This is a genomic window from Marinifilum fragile (assembly GCF_963677365.1).
In the GTDB taxonomy this organism is placed as follows: Bacteria; Bacteroidota; Bacteroidia; order Bacteroidales; family Marinifilaceae; genus Marinifilum; species Marinifilum fragile.
Genome location: NZ_OY781962.1, coordinates 2,582,236 through 2,607,043 on the forward strand (window position 1 = coordinate 2,582,236; position 24,808 = coordinate 2,607,043).

Here is a 24,808-nt window from a genome sequence, read left to right on the forward strand (position 1 = left end):
TATTAATTAAATGCGACTAAAATCTTTATTACTTCTAGTAGGATTAGTGATGAGTGGAGCCTTGACCCTTTCAGCGAAGGTCAACAAAAAACCGGCTCCCTGGGAGAGAGAGACTAAAATGGAAGCCTTTGTGGATTCTCTTTTACAAAAGATGACACTAGAGGAAAAACTGGGACAGCTTACCCTGTTCTCAAGTAGCTGGGATATTACAGGACCAATCACCAACAACAATTACGTTGAAGATGTGAAAAAAGGAAAAGTAGGTGCCATTTTTAATGCCTATAGCGCAGACTTTACCTACCGTTTGCAAAAGGAAAACATGGAGAATACCCGCTTGAGTATTCCTTTGCTTTTCGGATACGACGTGATTCACGGTCACTGGACAACCTTTCCTATCCCATTGGCTGAAGCCTGTTCATGGGATCTTGAATGGATTGAAAAAAGTGCTCGTATTGCAGCGATCGAGGCAACTTCGGAAGGTTTACACTGGACTTTTGCTCCAATGGTGGACATCGCACGCGACCCTCGTTGGGGACGAATTGCTGAAGGTGCAGGGGAAGATATCTTCCTGGGATGTGAAATTGCCAAAGCACGTGTTCACGGTTTCCAGGGCGATGACCTGAGCAAAACCAACACCATGCTGGCCTGTGCCAAGCATTATGCTGCTTATGGTGTAGCGCAGGCAGGACGCGACTATCACACTGTGGACATTTCAAACCGTGAGCTTTGGAGCACTTACATGCCTCCGTTCAAGGCCGCTTTGAATGCTGGTGTAGCCACTTTCATGACCTCTTTCAATGAGTTGGATGGAACTCCTTGTACGGGTAACGAATACCTTCTTGATGATGTATTAAGAAAGAAGTGGCATTTCGACGGATTCGTGGTAACCGATTACACATCTATCATGGAAATGACAGAACATGGTAATGTAAAAGATGAAAAAGAAGCTGGTGAAGTAGCCATTAATGCTGGTGTTGATATGGATATGCAAAGTGGTATTTTCAACGACTTCCTGCCAACTTCAGTTGAAGAGGGTAAAGTTCTGACTTCTCGTATCGACGAGGCGGTTCGTCAGATCCTGAAAATGAAATATCGCCTGGGATTATTCGAAGATCCTTACAAGTACAGCGATGTAAAAAGAGCGAAAAAAACCTTAATGAAACCTGAATTCATTAAGGCATCTCGTGAATTGGCAAAGAGAAGTATCGTTCTGTTGAAAAACGAAGATCAAATTCTTCCACTTGACAAGAACATCAAGAAACTGGCTCTTATTGGACCATACGTTAAGAACAGACGTGATTTGGTAGGAACCTGGTCAGGTGCAGGAAAATGGGAAAAAGCGGTTACTGTAATGGAAGGTGTTGAAAAAGCGGTTTCCAGAAAAACTGAGATTCTATATGCCGAAGGATGTAAGCTATTTGGTGACGACCACAGCGGATTTGACAATGCGGTAGCTACTGCCAAAGAAGCTGATGCTGTTGTTCTTATGGTAGGTGAACCTCATGATTGGAGTGGTGAAGCTGCCAGTCGTACCGACCTTGAATTACCTGGTGTTCAACCTGAATTGGTAAAGGAAATCGTGAAAACTGGTAAACCTGTTGTGATGGTGATGATGAATGGTCGTCCTTTAACCATCGACTGGGAAGCTGCCAACGTTCCGGCAATTGTGGAAGCTTGGCATCTTGGTGTTCAGGCTGGTCCTGCTGTTGCTGATGTTTTGTTCGGAGATTACAATCCTTCAGCAAAATTAACGGTTACTTTCCCAAGAAACGTGGGTCAGATTCCAATCTATTACAATATGAAGCACACTGGTCGTCCTATGGATCCTAACCAGAAGTTTACTTCCAAATATCTTGATTGTCCGAACACTCCTCTTTATCCATTTGGATTCGGATTGAGTTATACCACATTTGACTATTCAGCTGTGGAGCTTGACAAAACAACAATGGGAGCCAACGATCAGATTATTGCCAAAGTGAAGGTAAGCAACACTGGTAAATATGACGGTGAAGAGGTTGTTCAGCTATACATACAGGATTTGGTTGGTAGTGTAACTCGCCCTGTGAAAGAATTGAAAGGATTCAAAAAAGTGTTTATCCCGAAAGGAGAAAGTGTAGAAGTGGAGTTCACCATTACTGCTGAAGATCTGGCTTTCTACAGAAAAGACATGTCCTATGGGGTAGAAAAAGGCGATTTTAAAGTATTCATTGGGACCAGCTCTCAAGAGGTACAAGAATCACAATTCACATTAACCCAAACTGCTCCCATCGCGGAGAAATAAATATCGATAAAGGGGGAAGCAATTCCCCCTGTTTTATTTCAAACAGAATCGTTCATGAAAAGCCCGAAGATACAACACCTACTCACCTCCCTGATCTTACTTGCATTTCTAGGATATGGATGTCATCCCAAACAGGAAGTACTCCTCACTTCACCTAATCAGAAACTAATTGTAAGTGCAGGGCAGCACGAAGGCCAGCCCTTCTACAACCTAATTGTCAGTGGCGATACTTTGATTCGCAACTCCCACCTGGGACTGATCTTTCAAAACATTCTCAAGCAAACCAACAACTACACCCTTGAAGCTGTTGAAACCAGTACGACAGACACCCACTGGGAAACAGTGTGGGGAGAAGATCAATTCATTAAGGAGCAATCAAACAATGTGAGTCTGAGCTTTCGACAAACTCAGCCTCCTCATCTGCAAATGAAAATCCAATTCCGTTTGTTTGATGATGGCCTGGGATTCCGCTATCAAATTCCTCCTCAGGAGGGAATAGACAGCCTTTTGCTTGTAGATGAAATTACAGAGTTCAACCTTACCAGTAACAATCAATCCTGGTGGACTCCGGTGGATTACGACAGCTACGAGAAAGCTTACCAAACTTCACAAGTTAGTGAAGTGGACTCGGTACAGACCCCTTTCACCATGAAAACAGACAAGGGATACTACCTGAGCATCCATGAAGCAGGCTTAATTGACTATGCATCCATGACTTTAAAACGCAGGGAAGACAAAACGCTCTCACTGGAGTGTAATTTGGTTCCCTGGCCCGACGGCATAAAAGTAAAAGCCAACAAAACATTACAATCGCCTTGGCGAAGCATTCAGGTTGGAGAAAAGGCAGTAGACCTGATCAATTCACACCTCATTGTCAACCTGAATGAACCCAACAAATTAGAAAATACAAGCTGGATCAAACCCATGAAATACATGGGCATCTGGTGGGGCATGCACCTGGGCCAGCAAACCTGGTTCACCGGTCCGAAACATGGAGCCACCACCCAAAACACCAAAGAACTTATCGACTTTGCTGCGGCCAACCAGTTCGAAGGAATATTGGTGGAAGGCTGGAATCCTGATTGGAAAAAATTTGGGGAGTGGACCTATACCCAAACATATCCCGATTTTGATCTGCCACAGCTTTCTCAATATGGGAAATCGAAAAAGGTACAGATCATTGGCCACCACGAAACCTCGGGACATGTGGAAAACTACGAATCTCAACTCGATTCTGCTTTGCATTTCTACAGCAAGTACAATGTCAAAAATATCAAAACCGGTTATGTAGGCCCAATTAAAAATGGGCAGTATCACCAGGGACAATGGATGGTGAACCACTACCAGAAAGTAGTGGAAAAAGCTGCCGAACATGAGATCTGCATCATCGCTCACGAGCCAGTGAAACCAACAGGTTTGCGCCGTACCTATCCAAACTTTTTATCGAGAGAGGGCGCCCTGGGACAAGAGTTCAATGCTCCATGGTCAGCGGTAAACAACAGTCCGGCACACACTACCATACTCCCTTTTACCCGATTGCTGGCCGGTCCCATGGACTTTACCCCGGGAATTTTCGGCCTAACCTACGAGAAGTATGGCATTAGAGACAAAAGGGTAAATACTACTCTGTCCAAACAGTTGGCCTTGTATGTGGTAATCTACAGCCCGGTGCAAATGGCTGCAGATTTGGTAGAGAATTACAAAAATCAACCTGCATTTCAATTCATAAAAGACGTTCCTGTAGACTGGGAAAAATCTATTGCTTTGGAGGGAGATCCTGGCGAATTTATTTCCATAGCACGCAAGGACAGACATAGCAGCGATTGGTTTTTGGGCAGCATCAGCAATGAAAACGCAAGAAAGGTATCCATTCCGCTAAGCTTTCTGGAAGCAGGTAAAACATACCTGGCAGTGAGTTACCAGGATGGAAAAAATGCCGATTGGAAAACAAATCCTTACTCCATAAAAATATCTGAAAAAGAAGTTACAAGTGAAGATATATTAACTGCTTGGCTAGCAGCAGGTGGAGGACTTGCAATCCACTTTATTGCAAAAGGTGAATAATACCAAATCGAAAGGTAGACAACTCACCACTGAAATCCCCGCCTCTTTTGAGATGGGGATTTTCTTTTAAAACAAATCGAAGCATCGATTCAAAAGCGCTTCCGAATCGGCATACTCCTTATCTGCTGAAATCAATAGGAATTTCTTTTCCAAATCGCGCAGGCAACCGGCACTGGAACAAATCCTCAACTGTTTCTCCCCTACCATTTCAGCCCCATAATCAACACCGATATGGCCCGACACTAGGGTTCTCAATGGATTCTCTTTTCTATCCTCGCTCAGTCGATGGAGCATTTGAGACACCATCCCCTCATACTCCTCTTTGTACTGTTTCTCGTTTCCATTCATTAAAATATCCCACAAAAAATCTCCCTCATGGGTATGCATAAAATCCGCCCCTACATAAGGATCGTACTTTCCTATGTTTTTGATGTGATCCCTAAACTCAGGCTGATGCTGATAATTCTTTAACCATTGCAAATCAAACTTCTCGTTTTCCCCATAGCGATCAGAAGCTCCTGTATGAGTGATCAAGACACCTCCCTGGGTGCGAATCATGAAAGGCATATTCATGAAAAAGCGGATGATTTCCTCCCTATTTTTTCTGATTCTGTTTTCAAACCAGGAAGTAAATTCCAATGGTCCTTTTTGCAGAGGAATGTGATAAATATGCACGAACTCATGATTGCCCAGCAAACAGATGATATCTGAATCGGGCTGGTTGGCCCCCATCTCCATCAGCTGCATCACCATATCGCGGGATTCATCTTTCATCTTCCCGGGGTAAGCATGAATTAAATCGCCCAGAAAAACCAAATAGTCAGCTCCCCCCCTCTCCTTTTGTTGCCCGTATACCTTCAAAATCTGTCTGAAATCGAAGCCATTGCCATGCAAATCAGATACAATCATAAGTTTACCGGAAGAAATATCTCTAATCATTTATAGAAAAATTAAATATCAATTGAGGGGCAAAAGTTCTATAATTTTTATAATTTAAAAAAGTCTCAACTATTTTTATGTAGAATCTCTTAAAACTTTTATTTATGCTTGAAAAATTACTTAAAAATACCAAAGATTACTTTTGGGGACTAAATCGTGATGGAGATGTTGTTCTTGGTAGTTCTGATATCGAGCCAAAAGCAAAAGTTACTTTTACAATTACTAAAAAATGGGCCAACATTGCTCCTATTGTAGAAGAAAGTCCAGGGAATTACATTGGTAAATCTGAGAACTTTATGAAGAAAAGTAAGGAATATGAATTAATAATAGATCTTGTTAAAGCCGTTAAAGCTTATTTAAAAGATGATCCTAAAATTGATCATGATAAGAGCTTTAAAAACACCATGAAACTATTGCAAGATTATTATAGCTAACACGATTTTATGCTGAAATTTACATTATCAACTTTATTTTTCATTTCTATTTTTTGCTCAAACTTGAGTGCTCAAACCGTAAAGAAACTTGAAATTGGGGATCAATTTCCAACCATACATGGCGAATTGCTTTCGCATAAAGAAATCTCTTTGCCAGACCATTGCAGGGGAAAAGTTTCTTTACTAATTGTTGCTTTTAAACGAGGCACCCAACCGCAAATTGACAGTTGGACCAAACCAGTTCTAAAGGAGTTCAGCATGTACGATGAATTCCGATTCATTGAAATCCCAATGATTAGCAACTTTTATTCCTGGATATCCAATTACATTGACAATGGCATGAGAAAAGGAATTGTTCCATCCATGCATAAAAATGTGATGACTTACTACGGTTCTCTTTCCGATTATTACACCTATTTTGGAGTAGAAGACAAAAGTTTATGCTACGTTTTCTTGTTAGACAAGGAAGGCAATATCCAATTTATAGATCAGGGAGAAAGTCAATCTCACAAGAGCATGTTGCTCATCGATAAAATTAAAACACTACTGAATAATTAGTTCCACTTTTTATCTTTTTTGAATGATGTTTCTGATAAGAAAACTTACTTTTACGTTTTCAATCAAAAGACAAACAAAATGAACAAGAGAGGATTTGCAAGCGATAACTTTTCTGGTGTTCTACCTGAAGTTTTAGAAGCGATAAACGAAGCGAACCAAGGACATGTAATGGCATATGGTGGCGACCACTATACTGCTTCGGCCATTGAGAAATTCAAACACTTATTTGGTGAGAATATTGATGTTTATTTTGCATTTAATGGTACCGGAGCCAATGTAATTGGCTTATCTGTTTTAACGCAATCCTACCACTCTATTCTTTGTCCGGCAACTGCGCATATTCAAGTTGATGAATGCGGTGCTCCTGATAAATTCACAGGTTGTAAAGTAATTCCTATCGATACTCCAAACGGAAAACTTACTCCGGAATTAATCAAACCTCAATTGCATGGTTTTGGTTTTGAACACCATTCTCAACCAAAAGTAATTTCAATTACTCAATGTACCGAGTTGGGAACTGTGTACACGCCTGAAGAGGTTAAAGCAATTTGCGATTTGGCCCACGAGCACGACATGTATGTACATATGGATGGAGCTCGATTGGCAAATGCCGTGGTTAGTCTTGATGTTGATGTTAAAGAATTTACAACCAATGCTGGAATTGATGTTTTAAGTTTTGGAGGAACCAAAAACGGAATGATGCTTGGTGAAGCTGTGATTTTCTTCAATCCTGAATTATCGAAGAATGCCAAATACATTCGCAAACAGAGCATGCAGCTTTGCTCAAAAATGAGATACATTGGAGCGCAGTTTGATGCAATGCTTACCAATGAGCTTTGGTTAAAAACAGCTCGTCATGCCAATGCAATGGCTAAACTTCTTAAAGATGAAGTGGAAAAAATCCCACAGATTACCATCACGCAAGAAGTACAGGCCAATGGAATTTGGGCATTGATTCCTAAGGATAAAATTGAAAAGCTACAGGAAGAATATTTCTTCTGGATTTGGGATGAACATGCAGGGGAAGTTCGTTGGCTATGTTCATTCGATACTACCAAAGAAGACATTCTAGGCTTTGTGGATCTTTTGAAAAAAGAATTGGCATAAGCCATTCTTACCAAAAAAACATCAAGCGATAATATAATTTACAATTCTGCCCATTGTTAATTATTACTTACTAATTATTAATTGCTTTTAAATGGCACAACTATTAGAAAATTACTCTCTAAAAAAACACAATACATTCGGCATTGAGGCCAAAGCCAAATATTTCTTTGAGTTCGATACTGAAGAAGAAATACATGATTTCCTGAAGAAGAATAACCTCATTGATACCCAATACATCATTTTAGGAGGTGGTAGCAACCTTCTCTTTACCGAAGATTTTGATGGTCTGGTGCTTCATCCCAATATCAAAGGCATTGAGCTTCTTGATGAAGATGAAGAATCTGTGCTATTACGCGTTGGTTGCAACGAAGAGTGGGATGAATTTGTTGAATGGGCAGTTGAGAATGACCTTTATGGTATCGAAAATCTCTCCTTGATTCCAGGTACAGTTGGTGCTTCTCCGGTACAAAACATCGGAGCTTATGGTGTTGAGGTAAGAGAAGTAATCGAGAATGTGGAAGCCATTTCAATCGAAACCAAAGAGGAGGTTATTTTTAGCAACATGCACTGTGAATTCGCTTACCGAAATTCAGTTTTCAAGAAAGAATACAAGAACCTTTTCATCATTACTCATGTACAGTTTCGATTGAAAAAGAAGGCTGAGCTTAAACTTCAATACGGTGCTATCAGTAAAGAGCTGGAAGCATATGATGAAATCAACCTGAAGAACATTCGCAAGGCAATCATTAAAATCCGCGAAAGCAAATTGCCCGATCCTGAGGAGTTGGGGAATGCGGGTAGTTTCTTCAAAAATCCAATTGTGGATAAGGAGAAAGCCGACAAACTAAAAGCACAATACGAAAACTTACCTACCTATGCCGTTAATGATATGGAAACCAAACTGGCTGCCGGTTGGTTAATTGAACAATGCGATTGGAAAGGCAAACGCTTTGGCGATGCTGGAGTGCATAAAGATCAGGCATTGGTATTGGTAAACTATGGCAACGCCAATGGCAACGACATTTTGAAACTAGCCAATGACATTCGCAAATCGGTGATGTTTAAATTTGGTGTGAAGTTGGAAATGGAAGTGAATGCGATATAAAGGGTTCACGCAAAGATCGCTAAGATATTTTATAACAAGAACGCAAAGTACTACATCATTAGTCCTTTGCGTTTTTTATTTATTCTTTCTCTGCGTACTCTGCGTGAAACGTAATAGGTGTTTCTTCTACTTCATAATCCTTCTTCGATTCAACTCATTCTGATATTTTCGGGCGTTGCGATTGTGTTCGCGAAGTGTACGTGCAAAGATGTGATATCCCGAAAAATCCGGGTTAGCACAGAAATAAATATACTTGTGTTTTTCGTAGTCCAACACAGCATTTAATCCCGAAATGGAAGCTTGACGGATTGGCCCTGGAGGCAAACCGCGATACTTGTAGGTATTGTATGGAGAATCTATTTTTTTGTGCTTGTTCAGTACTCTTGTGATGCTAAAATCGCCCAAAGCAAATTTTAAAGTCGGATCAGCATCCAGTTTTATTTTACGATTCAATCGGTTCATGTAAACACCTGCAACGCGAGCCTTTTCATCGTTCTTAATGGTTTCCTCATCAACAATGGAAGCCAAAGTGCTAACTTCAACAGGTGACAATCCAATCTTCTCAGCCTTCCTCATTCTATCGGCATCCCAAAATCTTGAATACTCTTTATACATCCTATCCATAAATTCATTCGTATTGGTGTTCCAATACAGTTGATAGGTATTTGGTATAAACATGCCAATCACGGTTTCTGGCTTAAAACCATATTTTGCAATCAGTTTCTCATCGCGCAAAGCAGTCAACAAGCTAATGGAATCCGCTTCTATTTGCTTGGCAATTTTCCCGGCAAAATCCTCAAGGGTTCTGGTGTTGTTAAAGGTCAGTTGAATCGGACTCTGTACACCCGATCTTAACAAATTTACCAGGTCGTTATTGTTCATGCCATCCTTAATCAAATAGCGACCTGCATAAATGTGATTTGAGAAATTCTTTTTGTTCATCACCCACTCTAAAGACTTAGAATTTTTCAACCATTCCTGTCCTTCCAATAATGCAATTACCTCTTCCTGGTTTGCAGAACTAGGGATATACAAATATGCAGTGGGCTCTCCTTTTAAGTCAATATTTGAAGAGAAAATTCTGGTGTAAAGATTAAAGAGAATGACTCCTGCTACAATCAAGATCAACATCACAGAAATCAGGAATATTCTTAATGTTTTAGAACGAATGTTTTTTAATCGCAAAAAGTTTATCATTGCTTAGGGTTTGATTATACATGCTAAGTTCGCAAAAATAAAAGAAAAATAAATCATTTGTAATAGTTTCTATTATGGACACTCTACTATTTCTAGATATCTCTCCATGCGACAATAGCTTTAAGTCAGCAGTCTTCCCCTCGCTCACCCTTCCATTCCCTAAAGGGACCTGCACACATGACAAGCCCCTTTAGGGGTTTGGGGTAAAATTAACAAATTGATATTTCTAAATTAATATTCAGTATTATTGATACTCTCAGTCTACAGAAATCTCTTTTGTTTTTACCAGACTCATATTCCATTTCGTAAAGACAGCATTAATGCTGTCTCTATATCAATTACATACAATTGGTAGATCCCACGCAATGCCTTGGATCTGCATTTCACACCTAAAATGCCCAATTAGGAGAATGTATGATTCCAACAACTTTTTACTGATAACTGTTAACTGCTCATTGTTAATTGTTCAGGGATTACTGTTCATTGTTAACCGATAACTGTTCTCTGCTAACTGATATTTGTTATATTTGAATCACACAATTTTAAACTTACACACATGAACATTTCATCGAATTTCGATAGTGGTAAAATAGAGGTAATTGAAGCTCTTGATCCACAAAATATTCAATTGCGAATTCCAAACGATACAAACTCAGAACATTTCCAGTGGTTCCATTTCCGCTTAACAGGAATGCAGGAACAAGCTGTAAAAATGACCATTCAGAATGCAAGCGAAGCTTCTTATCCTGAAGGATACCAGGAATATTATGCAGTGGCTTCTTACGATCGTGAATACTGGTTTAGAGTTCCAACCTTTTTCGATGGCAAAGAATTAAGCATTGAGCATACACCAGAATTCAACTCGGTTTACTATGCTTACTTCGCTCCTTACACTTATGAGCAACATTTGGATTTGGTTCACAATGCACAAATGTCGCAGGAATGTGAATTGGTATCAATTGGTAAAACCGTTGAAGGCAAAGACATCGATATGCTAATTGTTGGTGAGCCAGATGAGAACAAAAAGAAAATTTGGGTCATTGCTCGTCAGCATCCTGGTGAAAGTATGGCAGAATGGTTCATGCAAGGCTTATTGGGCAAATTGTTGGATGAAGACGATCCTGTTGCCAGAACATTGCTAAGCAAAGCGGTTTTCTACATTGTTCCGAACATGAATATCGACGGTAGTATTGCGGGTAACCTTCGCGTAAACACCAAAGGATTCAACTACAACCGCGAGTGGGCAGAACCTAGCGAAGAAAACAGTCCTGAAGTATTCCACGTTCGCAACTTGATGGATGAGTATGGTTGTGATTTGAACCTGGATATCCATGGCGATGAAGCATTGCCTTACAACTTTATTTCTGGTATTGAAGGAATTCCATCATTCGATGAAAGATTAAAAAATTTAACAGAAAATTTCATTAATACCTGGATCGCTACATGTCCTGATTTTCAAGACACTCACGGCTATCCGAAAAACGAACCTGGCAAAGGAAACCTGGCAATCTGCTCAAAACACATTGGGGAACGATTTAAATGTTTATCTTTGACAATCGAAATGCCATTTAAGGACAATAATGATTTACCAGAACCTGAATGTGGTTGGTCACCAGACCGTAGTATTTTACTAGGAGAATCAGTTCTTCAGCCAATTATGAAGGTAGTAGATCACTTAAGATAAGATATTAAAGATTATACTTCTAAGTATATTACTCGAAAGGCCCATACTCAAGCTTCCGTGAGCGTGGGCTTTTTATTTCTATTATTTTGTGAGGTTGTGGCATACGTTGACACATGTCTAGAGAAATAATTTTGGTTTCATGAATTTTCAAAAATTCAATCTATTCCAAGCATCTTTTCCTGTTTTTTCATAAATCTCCTTATCAATTTTATACAGATCTATGTGTTCTTCTTCTTTTTCATACAATGGCAATTTCAACTCATCAGATAGATATTGAGCTATCAGGATTGCATCTTCGTATTTTTTAATTTTTTCGATGTTTGTCTCAACTATTGTTTTGTCCTTCATAAAAAAGTAAATCTTGCAATATGATACTATGCTTTTATAATAAGGTTGAGGATTTCTCGCATCAGGGTAATAGCGAATATTTGAATAATAAGATATTACAAGAATGTTTTTAGTGTCAATTGGTACATTTGATCTAGAAACTTCTCTTTTTTTCATCCATCTAAAAATGTAATGAACAATCACTTTTTTCTCGTTTTCTAATTTAATTAAATCAATCTTTCTTGGTGAGAAAAAAAACAACACAACAAATGCTAAAATCCAATAGTGATCAATAATGTATGCTATCAAAATTGTAAAAATCACCTGAAATAGGATTAGAAATCTATTTGGCATTACACCTTCTCTATAGTTTTTAACCATACATTAATTTATAAATACGATATTGAGACAAACCATGTAAAATCTTGGAGAATCCTAAATGTTGCTATCATTTTTACTTGTAAAAGAATCCTAAATTTAATAATTCCATCATCTATTATCATAAATAGCAATTGATATTTTTAACTTTTCAAAAAAAATCAGAATGGTATTTCTTGTTCCACCTATGATTTGTTTTGGGATAACGAGCTTTGGTATATTTCGGTGCGCTGCACCTAATTTCTTATAAACATTTTTTTCTATAAATATTACGCAACTCTGTTGCTTGATTTACATGATTACATGAATATGGTACGGAGTACCTGAATATTTATAGAATGATATTGTTTGTTCCTCCTAAGGTGCAGCGCACCGTTATATAATTTTGTCTCTTATTATTTTGATTTTAAATCAATGATCAATAATTTCAATACAATCAATATTAATTCATTATGGGCAATACATACTCACAATCTTATTTCCATTTGATTTTTGCTGTTCAAAATAGAATGACACTCATACATAAAGACTGGAAGCAAGAACTTGAGAAATATATTACAGGGATCATTCAAAATCATGGCCACAAACTTATTGCCATTGGATCAATGCCAGATCACATTCATATTTTTATAGGATACAATCTTAATCAGAAAATTCCGGATTTGGTGGAAATCGTAAAGACATCAAGCAATGGTTGGATTAAAGAAAAAAGATTTACCCCCTCTAAATTTAATTGGCAAAAAGGATATGGTGCATTCTCTTATGCACATTCTCAAATTGATTCCGTTGCCAAATATGTGTTAAATCAAAAAGAACATCATATGAAAAAGTCCTTTAAGGAGGAGTATTTGGAGATATTGAGGAAATTTAATGTTCCATTTAAAGAAGAATATCTGTTTGATTTCATTTGAGATTTAGGATATATATCGTACTGAAATAAAAGATTAACACCTTCATGTCTTCAGGCCCGATTCTTGTAAACTTTTTTCATATTTTTAAACAGAAAGCAGAAAAATATGAGATCATACAAATACATACTAAGCTTATTCCTATTCTTTTCCCTTGCTTCGGCAAATGCGAAAGACTTAAGCAGAGTCGATCAGCTTGTTGGAGGATATCCTGCCAACTTTTCTTCCACCAAAGAGCTTGCTCTTAAAATCACTCGTGATTTTTCAACGGATTTGGAGAAAGTAAGAGCTGCCTACACCTGGATTGCATTACATGTTGCTTATGATACCAAAGCTTTGGGAAAGTCTCAAAGAGTGCGCTTTTCCTATCGATCACAAGCAGAGTTGGAAGCCAAAAAGAGACAGTTCCGAAAGAATTTGGCCCTAAAAACATTAAGCAAACGCAAGGCTTTGTGCGAGGGCTACTCTACCCTATTGCAGGACTTGTGCCACCAAATGAATATCGAATGTGAAATCGTTTCGGGTACTGCTCGTAGAATGATTTCCGAGATAGGTCAAGAAAACTTGCCGTCGAATCACGCCTGGAATGCGGTGAAAATAAATGGTTCCTGGCAATTGATCGATGTAACCTGGGCTGCAGGATGGGTGGATTATTCAAAAATGAAATTTAACAAGGAATTTTCATCGGCTTACTTTGCTTCTGATCCCGACGAGTTTGCCATGAAACATTTGCCTGACGATAAAAAATGGCTTCTTGCCAGTAAAATTAAGGACAACGCAGACTTTGCAGCTCAGCCCATGCCTTTTAAAGCCTTTTTGGGCAAAAATATAAAGCTGATTGCTCCACAAAACGGTATTGTATACATTGGAAAATCTTCTGGGTTTCAATTTCTTTTGCAAAATGTACCGCCCAATACCGAAGTGGCCTATCATTTTAAGAAAGAGAAGTTCGGACAAAAAGTACAGTCATATTCTAAAGGAGATATGCTTGGCTTTACCATTTTTCCGAATGTAAAAGGAAGAGATGAGTTGATAATCTATTTTAATGAAGTGCCAGCACTTGGATACCAAGTAAATGTGAAGTGAATATTCCGTTTTCTATCTCTTGTTGCCCTTAGCCAATAACTTGTCGGCTTTAGCCAATGTCATTCCGACCTTAGCCAATGTCATTCCGGCCTTAGCCAATCACTTGCCGGCCTTAGCCAATAACTTGCCGGCTTTAGCCAATGACTTGTCGGCTTTAGCCAATGACTTGTCGGCCTTAGCCAAAGGCTTGTCGCCGCTTCCCCATGACTTGTCGGCATTCCTTTATGGTTGCGCGCCATTGGAATGCTATAAAATAGCAACAACATAGCTTAAATCTACAGTTACAATAGGTAAAGGAGTTCGATAAGATCAAAAACTTAGATCGACGAACTTTAGAATTCCAACAACAAATGCAAAAGTTAGGATGCTCAGCACCTCCCAAGTCTTTTAAACAATCAACCTACAAAGCTTAAGCAGCTCTGCTGTTTTACCCATAAATAGAATTAGACATTACAAAGGTACGGAGTACCGTAATATTTCTAGGTTCTTTGATAATGACAAAAATGTAGAGGTACAGCATACCCTTATCTATCCGATTAGGTGTTTTATTTCATATGGAAAGAAAAAAGCTTTCCCCCGTAGGAGAAAGCTTCTAATTTATCTAATTAAATTGTTATTTCATTTTCTAAGTACTCCGAACACCCCTCTGCCTGTCGGCATCTCCCCTAAAGGGGAGAATTCTAAAAAATGAGGTTTGAAAATTGGAATTTGCGTCTTTACTTAGTTTTCTTCGCGGAAGAACAGTTTATAGTAGCTCAAATCGCGAGCTGCATCGTAACCTTTCTCAATAAACTTGCGCTGTCCGTGGATGTAAACATGGAAGTTCTTGTCCAGCTTTAGTACATGTTTAAAGTAGCGCTGTTCTCCTTTTACGGCATCGTTGCTAATGTCAAATTCCGATTCAACAGTAGTTCCACGCTCGTTCTGATAATATTCCTTGTATTCATCGAAAGCAGAAGCTACCTCAGGTTCTTCGATTACTTCTTGCTTAAACAGGTCTTCGTTAAACTCTTTCTTGTCCTTAAAAAAGTTGATCGACTTGTTCATCAAATCAATCTGATCGGCCTTGGCAACCTCATTCTCATCGTTGTACACTTCGCCAATAAAGCCCTTACACATATCAAGGTAATTCTGAGTATGATAAAAGTTATCCTCACGAAGTTTCAAATCCAGAAAATCTTCCTTCCAGTACAAAGCATCTTTGTTCGGGTTGGTCTTATCGACAATACAAACCTTAAAGCCTTTTTCCTTTTCGGTATTAAAAATCAGGCAACCTTTATCCAATTTCTTGATATTGATTCCACTCTCGCAGCCCAACTCAAAATTCTCCTGTTTCTGATATACCTTTAGGAAAGTGTCTTTGTTTTCCGATTTGAAAATCCCCAATGCATTGCAGACCTCACCATCCACCACACATCCCGAAAAGGCAACCAGGTAAAACTCACCTCCTTTAATATTTGGGTGGTTCGATTTTTCGTACAAATGAACCGCAATATTGGTGGATTGATCGTAAAAGCTTTCGTTGTTCTCAAAAAATTCAGAAGCATAGCAGTATACTTCGTTCATGTTTATACCGGCCTCATTTTGGAAATGGTAGAATTCCTCCTTGTTAAAGGCTGTAAGAAAATACTTTAGCAGTACATCTCTAACATCATCATCCTCAATTACGATTTCCGATTTAGAAAGCTTTAGATCCTCCTCAAGGTGTTTATTTCCAACATTGTGCACTACAATGCGGTCCAGATTTATCTCTTCAAAATTAAACATATGGTACTATTTTAAGAACCTGACAAAGATACGCACTTTCGTTAAATATTGAATGTTTTCTTAAAGCAGAGCCTTTAGAAATTGATTCCTAGAATCAATTCTAGCTATAACGCCCCGTAAATTGCCAACAAAATGAGAATTACGGTGCTCTGCACCTGTGTATTCACTTACATGATAAAACTATAAATATTAAGCAGCTCTGCTGCCTTATTCATGCATCAAAATTCACCATTACTTATGGTGCGGAGCACCACAATATCTGTAGGCCAATTGATCTAACGAACGTAAAGGTACAGAGTACCGTTACCTACTTTTGTTACACTTAAATGACTTTCAAAAAAAAAGCTATCCCTTTACGGAATAGCTTTTGAACGCTTTATTTTTTACAGCCTATGATACCGACTTGTCTTTGGTAGTTGAATTCTCTTTCTTCTCCTTAAGCTTCTCCGTATTATCTGCTGTTTTTCTGTCGATTAATTTGTGATAAGGATCAATACCAACACTATGTGGCTTTTTATCCACAATAAACGAGAACTTATTTTCTTTCGCTGTAATGTGAACTTTCTTGAATAGAATCTCTTGTTCTTCCTTGTTTTCATCTTCAACAAAAATGGCAAGATCGATCCAATCATTCATATCGATGTATTGCTTATCATCCTCTTTTTCTTTCAGATTTACCGAGATGGTAACCGAAGAATCGTCACTCGAAAGCTCTTTGTTTTCTTCATTCTTGGTATTGATCACCCTGTACTTCTGAGCCTCAACAACAAAATCAACCTTATACTTGCCATCTTCGGTTTTCGATACGTAAGCACTATCCACCTTATTATCGAAAAGGGTGATTGTTTCAAGCATATCGGTAATCACATAGTCCATACTATCAGGCATGTGTTGCTTCATTAAATCAACAAACTCTAAAGATGTGGTGTATGGAGGCTCCTGGAAAGCAACATCGCTAACATACTCGCTAAGGGCTTGATTCAAGTTGTTCTCTCCCATATAATCGGCAATGGCATACATGGCAATTGCACCCTTATTGTAGTGAATGTATTGTTGATTTTCGTTATACATTAAAGGCTGCTCTTTCACCTGCTCAGAACCTCTTCCTCTTAAATAACCATTCAGTTCCTCTTTCATGAACTTGCGGATTTTATTCTTAGGATATTTCTTCTCTAACACCTTAATTGCCGAGTATTCAGACAAACTTTCAGACATTAAAGTTGCTCCCTTAACATTCGCTCCAATAACCTGGTGTGCCCACCACTGATGTGCCATTTCGTGAGCGGTAACATGGTATGCATAGTTCACGGCTCCCTCTTTCGACTTATCCTCTTTTGCAATAAAACCAATGGCTTCAGAGAATGGAATTGTATTTGGGAACGACTGAGCAAATGTTCCGTAAGTTCTTGGAAATTCGATAATACGCACCTGTTTGTGCTGGTAAGGAGAATAGTTATCGCCATAATATTTAAGCGAAGCTTTCACCGCTTCAACCATATCGGCAATATTGTAATCGTGGCCTTTGTGATAATAGATTTCAATATTGATATCCTCATACTTATCGGTATAAACCTCATATTTTCCTGATACCCATGAGTAGAAATTCAGAATTGGAGCATCCATTTTGTAATGGTAATAAGCTCTATCGCCTTCCACTCTTTTCTCTTGCAAATATCCTGGCGCAATCGCAATCTGATCCGCAGAGGTGCTTACTGTGGTTTCAAAATTTACCCAATCGGCACATTCCGAAATATAAGTGTTTCCTAATGCGGTAGTATCGGTAGGAGCTGCCATTCTATCACGTTTTGGCAAACCATATTGCTTTCGTACAGTATTATCAATTAACTCTCCTGAACGTGAATAACCAAAACTTGGAAGACCACCATTATTAAAGAAGCTTCCATTGGCTATCACAGGAGAATTGTATTGTAAGAAATGATTCTTCTGATTGCTCAATGTAAAGTGCATTTGCATAGAATCTCCTGGCATTAATGGCTTCTCTAACTTGTAGATATTGTATTGGAATACGGTATCATTACTCACCAATTCTGCCTTTCTTGAAAAGTTAACTGCAGTATTCTTGTATCGGTAATTGATATGAACAGAGTCAATAGGCTCATTGCTCTTATTCTTCACAATATAATCCCCCTTCACTTTTAAATCGCTGGTTTCAGGAAAGATATCAACATCAATCTTGGCATCCACAATACGAGGCTGAGGAATATTATAGTATTTCGAATAAGTTTTCTCAAACTCTACTCTATCCAACTCGCTTTGTTTGGCCGATTTGTATTCGTTTAAAACATTATCGAACCAGTAAATGTATGACCCAACGGCGATAAATCCGATCAGACAAACTGCCAGTGAGACATACAGCGCACGACTTAAGTTTTCCTTAGCTCTTCGGAAACGAATCTTAACGGTTTCTCTAACACCTCTTCGCCAAATGGCCAAACCTAAAATCAATAAAGATGAAGAGAACAATAGCCAGTAAAGTCGATAAAACATAAAGGCCGCTACTCCCCTGCCATATCCATCCATATCAGAATATTGGATTGCTGGTCCTGCATTGAATTTGAATATGTTTTGCTCAATTCCAATTTTCGAAGCAAAAGGACTGATAATCGAAAAGATGAATAGAATAAAAAAGCCAATGTAAAAGTTTGCAAACAGAGACTGAACAAATAAGGATAATCCTGCCCAAACAATGTAAGATGGAAGCATAAACAGGAAGAGCTCAGTAAGATAATGTATCGGCTCGATGTCATAGTATCCCTCAGAAAGCTGAATTACAATACATGTTGCCATCACTACGAATAGTAGTACCACCTGCATCTTGATTAAGGCAATGAACTTAGAGAAATACTGAACCCAGTTTGGTGTATGCGTAACATCCACCAGTTCAAACATTTTTGCTCTGCGCTCGCGCTGCACCAACATTCCTGAATACAAAAAGGTAATCAATAGAATAAACAATTTGAACATTGAGCTTGGAATCATCAACATTTTCCAGGTGGTAGAATAGGTGGTTGTACCGAATAGATTCATGGTGGTATTGTGACCTATTACCATAAACAGTACTCCTACTGCCACCATAACCATAAATGGAACCGATTTAATGATGAATTTAAAATTCAATTTCGAAATGCTCCACATCAGCTTGATGTTCCAATTGAAACTATTGTCAATGTTTACCTTAGGAAGATTGATATCCCTTAGATTGTTGAAATTATCTTTTGTAACTACCGTACTCTTTTTAGAGAACCAACGGAAACTCAAGGCATTCTGAGTAAACTGAAACTTGTAGTAGGTAAGCGAGAAAATCAATAATGATACCGAAATCCAAATGATTCTGTTGATCAGAACCAAACCATCCATGGGTAGCAGGTTGGTGTTACGCTCTGCTACATTCCAATATTCAGTTGCATTCTGAATGGCCGATGCTCCGAAAGGATCCAGAAGTGCAGCCAATGCTTTACTATCCAACTGGCTCATGTAATTGTCTGAAATTCCCTGTATAAAAAATAGTACAATCATGGTAATGAAACCTGCCCCTAAGTTTCTTGTGAAAGTAATTACACTGAATACGATGGCTCCAAACAGAAGTATGTTAGGCAAGATTACCATACCATATATCTGTAAAAATGCCAATGGTCTGAATGGTCCAAGTAATTCCGGATTAACCCCTGGCAGTAAAGGTGCTATAATAAAACCCAAGCCAAATATTAAGAATATGGCCAAAGTAACTACAATAGAACTTAGAAACTTGGCAGGAATGTATTCCGATTTCTTAAATGGATAGGAATATAAAATAGAGTGCATTTCAGAACTGAAATCCCTATTCACAGAACCTCCAACAATGGAAGGCAATAGAAAATATCCCAAAGTCAGGATGCCAAAACTATTGAATAAAGCAATAGGTGAATTGGCCAATCGAACTGATGCAACAGTAGCTGTACCTGAGTCGAACACTCCTAAGCTACCAGCCATAATCAAAGTTGATATCACCAAAAGTACTGCTGAATAGATGTATGTAGCTGGGTTTTTGAGCCAGTATTTTAGCTCAAACTTAAATAATGTATTAAACTTGCCCATGATTAATTCGATGCTTTAAGTGTAACAAAATATACATCTTCAAGATCCGCTTCCTTTGGTGTAAACAATTCGTCGGGCTGCGTTTCTGAATATACATTTATATTCATACTATTGTCATCGTTGAATCGACTGGAAAGAATATCATATTTCTCCTTGTGCTCGTTTAAAGCAGAACGCTCGATACATTTGGTCCACATTTTACCTCGCAACTCCTCTACCGATTGCTTTGGAGTTTTATGGGTTAGAATGCTTCCGCCATTCATTATGGCCATGTCGGTACATAATTCCTTTACATCCTCTACAATATGGGTTGAAAAAATAACAATATGGTTGGTACCAATCTCACGCAATACATTCAAGAATCGACTGCGCTCAGCCGGGTCCAATCCAGCTGTTGGCTCATCTACAATAATCAGTTTTGGGTTATTCAGCAAAAGTTGAGCAATACCAAAACGTTGTTTCATACCTCCTGAATAACCAGCAACATTTTTCTTTCTTGCTTCTGTCAAATTGGTTTGTTCAAGCACAGCATCAACAATTTCTTTGCGCTCCTGCTTGTTTGAAATCCCTTTTAATTCAGCAAAGTGCATCAATAAATCTTCGGCTGACATTTTAGGATAAACGCCAAAACTTTGTGGCAAATATCCCAGTGAATTACGCAAGGCCATTTTGTTTTCCATGATATCCGTACCATCAAACACAATACGACCGCTATCACCTTCTTGCAGAGTTGCAATTGTACGCATCAATGTTGACTTTCCCGCTCCGTTTGGTCCTAGTAGACCGAACATTCCAGCCCCTATTTTAATATTAACATCATTTAATGCCTTAACACCATTGTTGTAAGTCTTTGTTAAATTCTCAATTATTAATTCCATTCATTAAAATTTAAGTAATTGTATTATGATATCATTTGAGTAAAGACAAATATATATAATGTTAAGCGAGATCAATCTTCTTCTATCTAATGATTCATAAAAATTCGACAAAGACCTTTTTATTGCGATGAAATTGATTTTTTACACTTTATATGTTGTTTATAAAAGATGAGATAATCGATAAATCAATACAACAGGCAAGTGAATTATACAATACTTTTATGGTTCTTTATATAATAGAGTGGGTTATTAAGGCAATTACAAATAAAATGAATAATACTATAATTCTTTACATTAGCTCAAGCCGCATGGCTCATCCTTTTTCCATTGATGAAAAAGGATGCAAAAAATCTAGGGCGTGTAAGCCCAAACCACTTCTACTTGAAAACTTTAAGTGCGGCGAGGTGATCTTCGAACAAGTTCTCAGCTTCCCCATCTTACTAAAAAGTTTTCTGTGTATAAGCAGCTTGATCTTCCAATGCCCACTATGGCCGCTCGAACAAAGTAGAGGTAATATTAAAAGCTTACCCCACTATAAACCATACCGAACCACTTTTATTATTAATAATTAAATTATCAAGCACTTAAAGTCTATTTATTTATGGAAGTTTGTACTTTTCTTTGCTTTCTGTACAACAAGTATCCCACAATTAGAATCCACAAAATTGTAAGTCCTGCAATTGGGATAAAAAGGATGTACATTTTCCCAAAAATGTATTGATAGATGCGGCCGGTATGTACCTCCAAGCAAAGATTCCACAAGGACATGGGGCTATCCTGAATTTCCGCTGGCATACTGGTAAATCCCGTATCGTCACTTATATTTCCTGCTCCCAAATTGTAATCGAAAAGAATCTCTCTTCCTTCTTTATCTTTTAAATAACCTGCGATAGGATGTGCGGCAATGGGGGGTCCCATTCTGCGAACTGGCACATGTGGTCGTTTGGTAATGTAATCGAAGATCAAATTTCTTTCGGGCATCCAATAAAAAATACCACTAAACGAACCTACCAAATACTGATCTTCACCTGCCTTTTCGAGTACATTAACTCCCATTACTGAAACCGGAGGTTGATGCTCAAACCTTTCGGGAGCAGTTTCGAACAGGTTATCGCTATAATAAAGGCCCTCGTTGGTTGCCAGAACAACTCTGTTCAAGTCCTCATCGTAAAGAACTCTTCGTAACTGATCATACCAGGGGTTTGGATTATCGAGGTGAGTAAAAGGGATCTTATCTACACGACTATGGGCAATGGCAATTAACAATGGAGGTCGAAGAAACATTCCGGTAATGGTAGTTAAAATGAGAAATACAATTAACCAATTCCCAAAATGGTTGTGCCACTTTAAGTTGAATTTTAGAAAGCCGATTTTCCTTTTGGTAATTCCTCCTCTTTTCTTGATTCTTTTGATCCAATCAGGAAAAAAGAAGTAAATCAAACCACTAAAGCACAAGAAGAGAAATATCAAGCCAACAAAATCCACAAACAACTTCCCGAATATGCCAAAAGCCTCGCCACTATGAATTTCCCAAAGGGTTTTGAACAGGCTTGTTTTACCATCGTAATCCTTACTGGCTGGAATATTTACAATTTCGAAAGTATCATCAACTTTCCTAAGCAGATTACTTCTGGTTAAAATGTAGAGATCTTCTCCAATTTCCATAAAATCAACCACTCTCTCCTCCTTCACCGGAAGTTCAAGTTTATTCCATTCATTATCCTTGTGTTGATAAAGGCCAAAAAGCGTTCCTGCCAACAGTTCTCCTGACTTTGTTTGGATAACTTTCTCAACCTTCCAATTGTCAATCCCTTTCGGAAAACCAGAATTAAAATCAGAGAAGGATTTAAAATTGTCAGAACTTTTCCAAACACCAATATTTCCATATATCAAGGATGACTCATCGTTTAAATGCATTGCTGATTTTACAGCCGCTTTGTTCCAGTTATTATACTGATATTCCGAACCCAAATACTTGCGGTTTACATCGCAAGAAGAAAACAAAGCACGGTGGTTCATGATAATCCCTGAGATGGAAAACAGGATAATAAACAGAGTAAGCAGCAATGATGGCCACTTGTGGTATTTTTTTAGAAACTGTATTGTTTTGCTTTTAGCCATATCGTAAAGATAACATCATAAAAAAACTGCCTGAAAGAACGGCAAGTGTTTCTATCAGACAGTTGTTTTTCTTTTAACCTAAAATTAAACTAAACCTTTATACCTAAGTGAAATTGCGCCCTGTACAAACTCCCTCTCATCATACTTCAATCAGGGCGCAATTTTAATAATTCAAACTATATACTAGTTCAAGAACATTTTCATGTCTTCGTCTACAGTACCAATTCCGCCAATTCCGAATGTTTCTACCAACACGTTTGCTACGTTTGGAGATAGGAATGCTGGCAATGTAGGTCCCAAGTGGATGTTTTTAACACCTAGGTGAAGAAGCGCTAGCAATACGATAACCGCTTTTTGTTCATACCATGCAATGTTGTAAGCAATTGGAAGGTCGTTGATATCGTTCAATTCAAATACTTCTTTCAATTTTAATGCAATTACTGCCAATGAGTAAGAGTCGTTACACTGACCAGCATCCAATACACGTGGAATACCTCCGATATCACCTAACTCCAATTTGTTGTAACGATACTTGGCACAACCTGCAGTTAAGATTACAGTATCTTGTGGCAACTTAGCAGCAAACTCTGTGTAGTAATCACGACCTTTCATTCTACCGTCGCAACCAGCCATTACGAAGAACTTACGAATGGCACCTGATTTTACAGCGTCAACAACTTTATCAGCAACTTGCATTACCTGGTTGTGAGCAAATCCACCAACAATTTTACCTTTTTCAATTTCAGTTGGAGCAGCACAAGTCTTCGCTAATTCAATAATTTCTGAGAAATCTTTCTTTCCATTTTCGTCAGCAGCAATGTGCCTAAATCCTGGGAAACCTGATGCACCAGTAGTGTATACTTTATCCTTGTAAGTTGAAGTTGCTTTAGGAGGAACAATACAGTTGGTAGTGAACAAGATTGGTCCGTTGAAAGTTTCGAACTCTTCGTTCTGCTTCCACCATGCATTACCGTAGTTACCTACAAAGTGTTCGTACTTTTTAAATGCTGGGTAGTAGTTTGCTGGTAACATTTCAGAGTGAGTGTAAACATCAACACCTGTTCCTTCAGTTTGCTTCAACAACTCTTCCATATCTTTCAAGTCGTGACCTGAAATCAGGATACCTGGCTTATCGCTAACCCCAATGTTAACCTCTGTTACTTCTGGATTACCGTAAGCTGATGTATTTGCTTCATCCAAAGTAGCCATTGCAGTTACACCATTAGCACCACACTTCATTACCATAGCTACCAAATCATCTGCAGAAAGAGTATCATCAGTCGTTGCTACCAAAGCTTCTTGCATGAAAGCATACAATTCAGCTTTTTCGAAGCCTAAGTTGTAAGCGTGCTCTGTGTAAGCTGCCAAACCTTTCAATCCATAAGTTAACAACTCACGCAATGAACGTACATCTTCGTTTTCTGTAGCCAGAATACCAACTACACGAGCTTTTGCATCAAAATCATTTTCTGTATCAGCAAACCAAGTTGCAGAGTGATGAAGATCGCCGAAAGAAACACCAGCTTCTTCAGCTTGCTTTTTAATTTCTTCTCTTAATTTTAATCCTTCGCGAATTGCTTCAACGAATTTTACTTTATCGAAGTTTGCGTTAGTGATCGTCATAAACAATCCAGTCATAATGAAATTGTTTACTTTCTCATTTTCAACACCAGCTTCGCGAGCTTTTACACTGTACAATGAAATTCCTTTCATTACATACATTAGTAGATCCTGAATGTTTGCAACCTCATCGGTCTTACCACAAACTCCTTTAATTGTACAACCAGTCCCTTTAGCTGCTTCCTGACATTGATAACAAAACATGCTCATAATAGTATTTTTTAGTGTTATTTATTTTCGGTTTATTCAATTTACAAAA

At 38.3% G+C, this 24,808-nt stretch carries 17 protein-coding genes; 9 read left to right on the top strand and 8 right to left on the bottom strand.

Annotation, left to right across the window (positions count from 1 at the left end):
- Positions 1-10 precede the first annotated feature (10 nt).
- Together bglX and ACKPCA_RS10195 are read left to right on the top strand one after the other, a co-directional pair.
- Positions 11-2,281 carry a beta-glucosidase BglX gene (bglX, locus tag ACKPCA_RS10190; RefSeq protein WP_321278974.1) on the top strand — a complete coding sequence of 757 codons (2,271 nt, stop codon included), beginning with the start codon at positions 11-13 and terminating at the stop codon, positions 2,279-2,281.
- Positions 2,282-2,335: 54 nt separating this feature from the next.
- Complete coding sequence (locus ACKPCA_RS10195) at positions 2,336-4,345, top strand: glycoside hydrolase family 97 protein (protein ID WP_321278975.1); 2,010 nt, start codon at positions 2,336-2,338, stop codon at positions 4,343-4,345.
- A 66-nt stretch (positions 4,346-4,411) separates the two neighbouring features.
- On the opposite strand, the gene ACKPCA_RS10200 is transcribed toward ACKPCA_RS10195, so the two are convergent.
- On the bottom strand, positions 4,412-5,284 hold the full coding sequence (locus ACKPCA_RS10200; RefSeq protein WP_321278977.1) for a metallophosphoesterase: 873 nt from the start codon (positions 5,282-5,284) through the stop codon (positions 4,412-4,414).
- Between the two features lie 104 nt (positions 5,285-5,388).
- Between ACKPCA_RS10200 and ACKPCA_RS10205 the strand changes: the two genes are divergently transcribed.
- The 4 genes from ACKPCA_RS10205 to murB all read left to right on the top strand — a co-directional run bounded on the left by ACKPCA_RS10205 (position 5,389) and on the right by murB (position 8,488).
- The gene (locus tag ACKPCA_RS10205) at positions 5,389-5,718 is read left to right on the top strand and encodes a hypothetical protein (protein ID WP_321278978.1); all 330 of its coding nucleotides are present in this window, start codon (positions 5,389-5,391) and stop codon (positions 5,716-5,718) included.
- A 9-nt stretch (positions 5,719-5,727) separates the two neighbouring features.
- Positions 5,728-6,276, top strand: a complete 549-nt coding sequence (locus tag ACKPCA_RS10210) for a hypothetical protein (RefSeq protein ID WP_321278979.1) — start codon at positions 5,728-5,730, stop codon at positions 6,274-6,276.
- Positions 6,277-6,354: 78 nt separating this feature from the next.
- A complete protein-coding gene (locus ACKPCA_RS10215) occupies positions 6,355-7,383 on the top strand; it encodes a threonine aldolase family protein (protein WP_321278980.1) in 1,029 nt (342 codons plus the stop codon).
- A gap of 91 nt (positions 7,384-7,474) precedes the next feature.
- A complete protein-coding gene (murB, locus tag ACKPCA_RS10220; protein ID WP_321278981.1) occupies positions 7,475-8,488 on the top strand; it encodes a UDP-N-acetylmuramate dehydrogenase in 1,014 nt (337 codons plus the stop codon).
- Between the two features lie 126 nt (positions 8,489-8,614).
- On the opposite strand, the gene mltG is transcribed toward murB, so the two are convergent.
- A complete protein-coding gene (gene mltG, locus ACKPCA_RS10225; RefSeq protein WP_321278982.1) occupies positions 8,615-9,685 on the bottom strand; it encodes an endolytic transglycosylase MltG in 1,071 nt (356 codons plus the stop codon).
- Between the two features lie 556 nt (positions 9,686-10,241).
- On the opposite strand from mltG, the gene ACKPCA_RS10230 reads away from it, so the two are divergent.
- Positions 10,242-11,369, top strand: a complete 1,128-nt coding sequence (locus ACKPCA_RS10230) for a M14 family metallopeptidase (RefSeq protein WP_321278983.1) — start codon at positions 10,242-10,244, stop codon at positions 11,367-11,369.
- 147 nt (positions 11,370-11,516) lie between these two features.
- Here the strand turns inward: ACKPCA_RS10230 and ACKPCA_RS10235 are convergent, their stop codons facing one another.
- Positions 11,517-12,077, bottom strand: coding sequence for a hypothetical protein (locus ACKPCA_RS10235; RefSeq protein WP_321278984.1), 561 nt, complete (start codon positions 12,075-12,077; stop codon positions 11,517-11,519).
- A 506-nt stretch (positions 12,078-12,583) separates the two neighbouring features.
- Between ACKPCA_RS10235 and ACKPCA_RS10240 the strand changes: the two genes are divergently transcribed.
- Entirely contained in the window at positions 12,584-12,985 is a 402-nt protein-coding gene (locus ACKPCA_RS10240) for a transposase (protein WP_321278986.1), read from the top strand.
- A gap of 105 nt (positions 12,986-13,090) precedes the next feature.
- A complete protein-coding gene (locus ACKPCA_RS10245; protein WP_321278987.1) occupies positions 13,091-14,068 on the top strand; it encodes a transglutaminase domain-containing protein in 978 nt (325 codons plus the stop codon).
- A gap of 720 nt (positions 14,069-14,788) precedes the next feature.
- Here ACKPCA_RS10245 and ACKPCA_RS10250 read toward each other — a convergent pair.
- From ACKPCA_RS10250 to hcp, 5 genes are all read right to left on the bottom strand, one after another.
- Positions 14,789-15,835 carry a nucleoid-associated protein gene (locus tag ACKPCA_RS10250; protein ID WP_054719714.1) on the bottom strand — a complete coding sequence of 349 codons (1,047 nt, stop codon included), beginning with the start codon at positions 15,833-15,835 and terminating at the stop codon, positions 14,789-14,791.
- A gap of 390 nt (positions 15,836-16,225) precedes the next feature.
- Entirely contained in the window at positions 16,226-19,930 is a 3,705-nt protein-coding gene (locus ACKPCA_RS10255) for an ABC transporter permease/M1 family aminopeptidase (RefSeq protein ID WP_321278988.1), read from the bottom strand.
- A 2-nt stretch (positions 19,931-19,932) separates the two neighbouring features.
- Entirely contained in the window at positions 19,933-20,808 is an 876-nt protein-coding gene (locus tag ACKPCA_RS10260; protein ID WP_054719708.1) for an ABC transporter ATP-binding protein, read from the bottom strand.
- Between the two features lie 591 nt (positions 20,809-21,399).
- Positions 21,400-22,929 carry a PepSY-associated TM helix domain-containing protein gene (locus ACKPCA_RS10265; RefSeq protein ID WP_321278990.1) on the bottom strand — a complete coding sequence of 510 codons (1,530 nt, stop codon included), beginning with the start codon at positions 22,927-22,929 and terminating at the stop codon, positions 21,400-21,402.
- A 183-nt stretch (positions 22,930-23,112) separates the two neighbouring features.
- Positions 23,113-24,759: a hydroxylamine reductase gene (gene hcp, locus ACKPCA_RS10270; protein ID WP_321278991.1), complete on the bottom strand. Its 1,647-nt coding sequence runs from the start codon at positions 24,757-24,759 to the stop codon at positions 23,113-23,115.
- Positions 24,760-24,808: the final 49 nt, after the last annotated feature.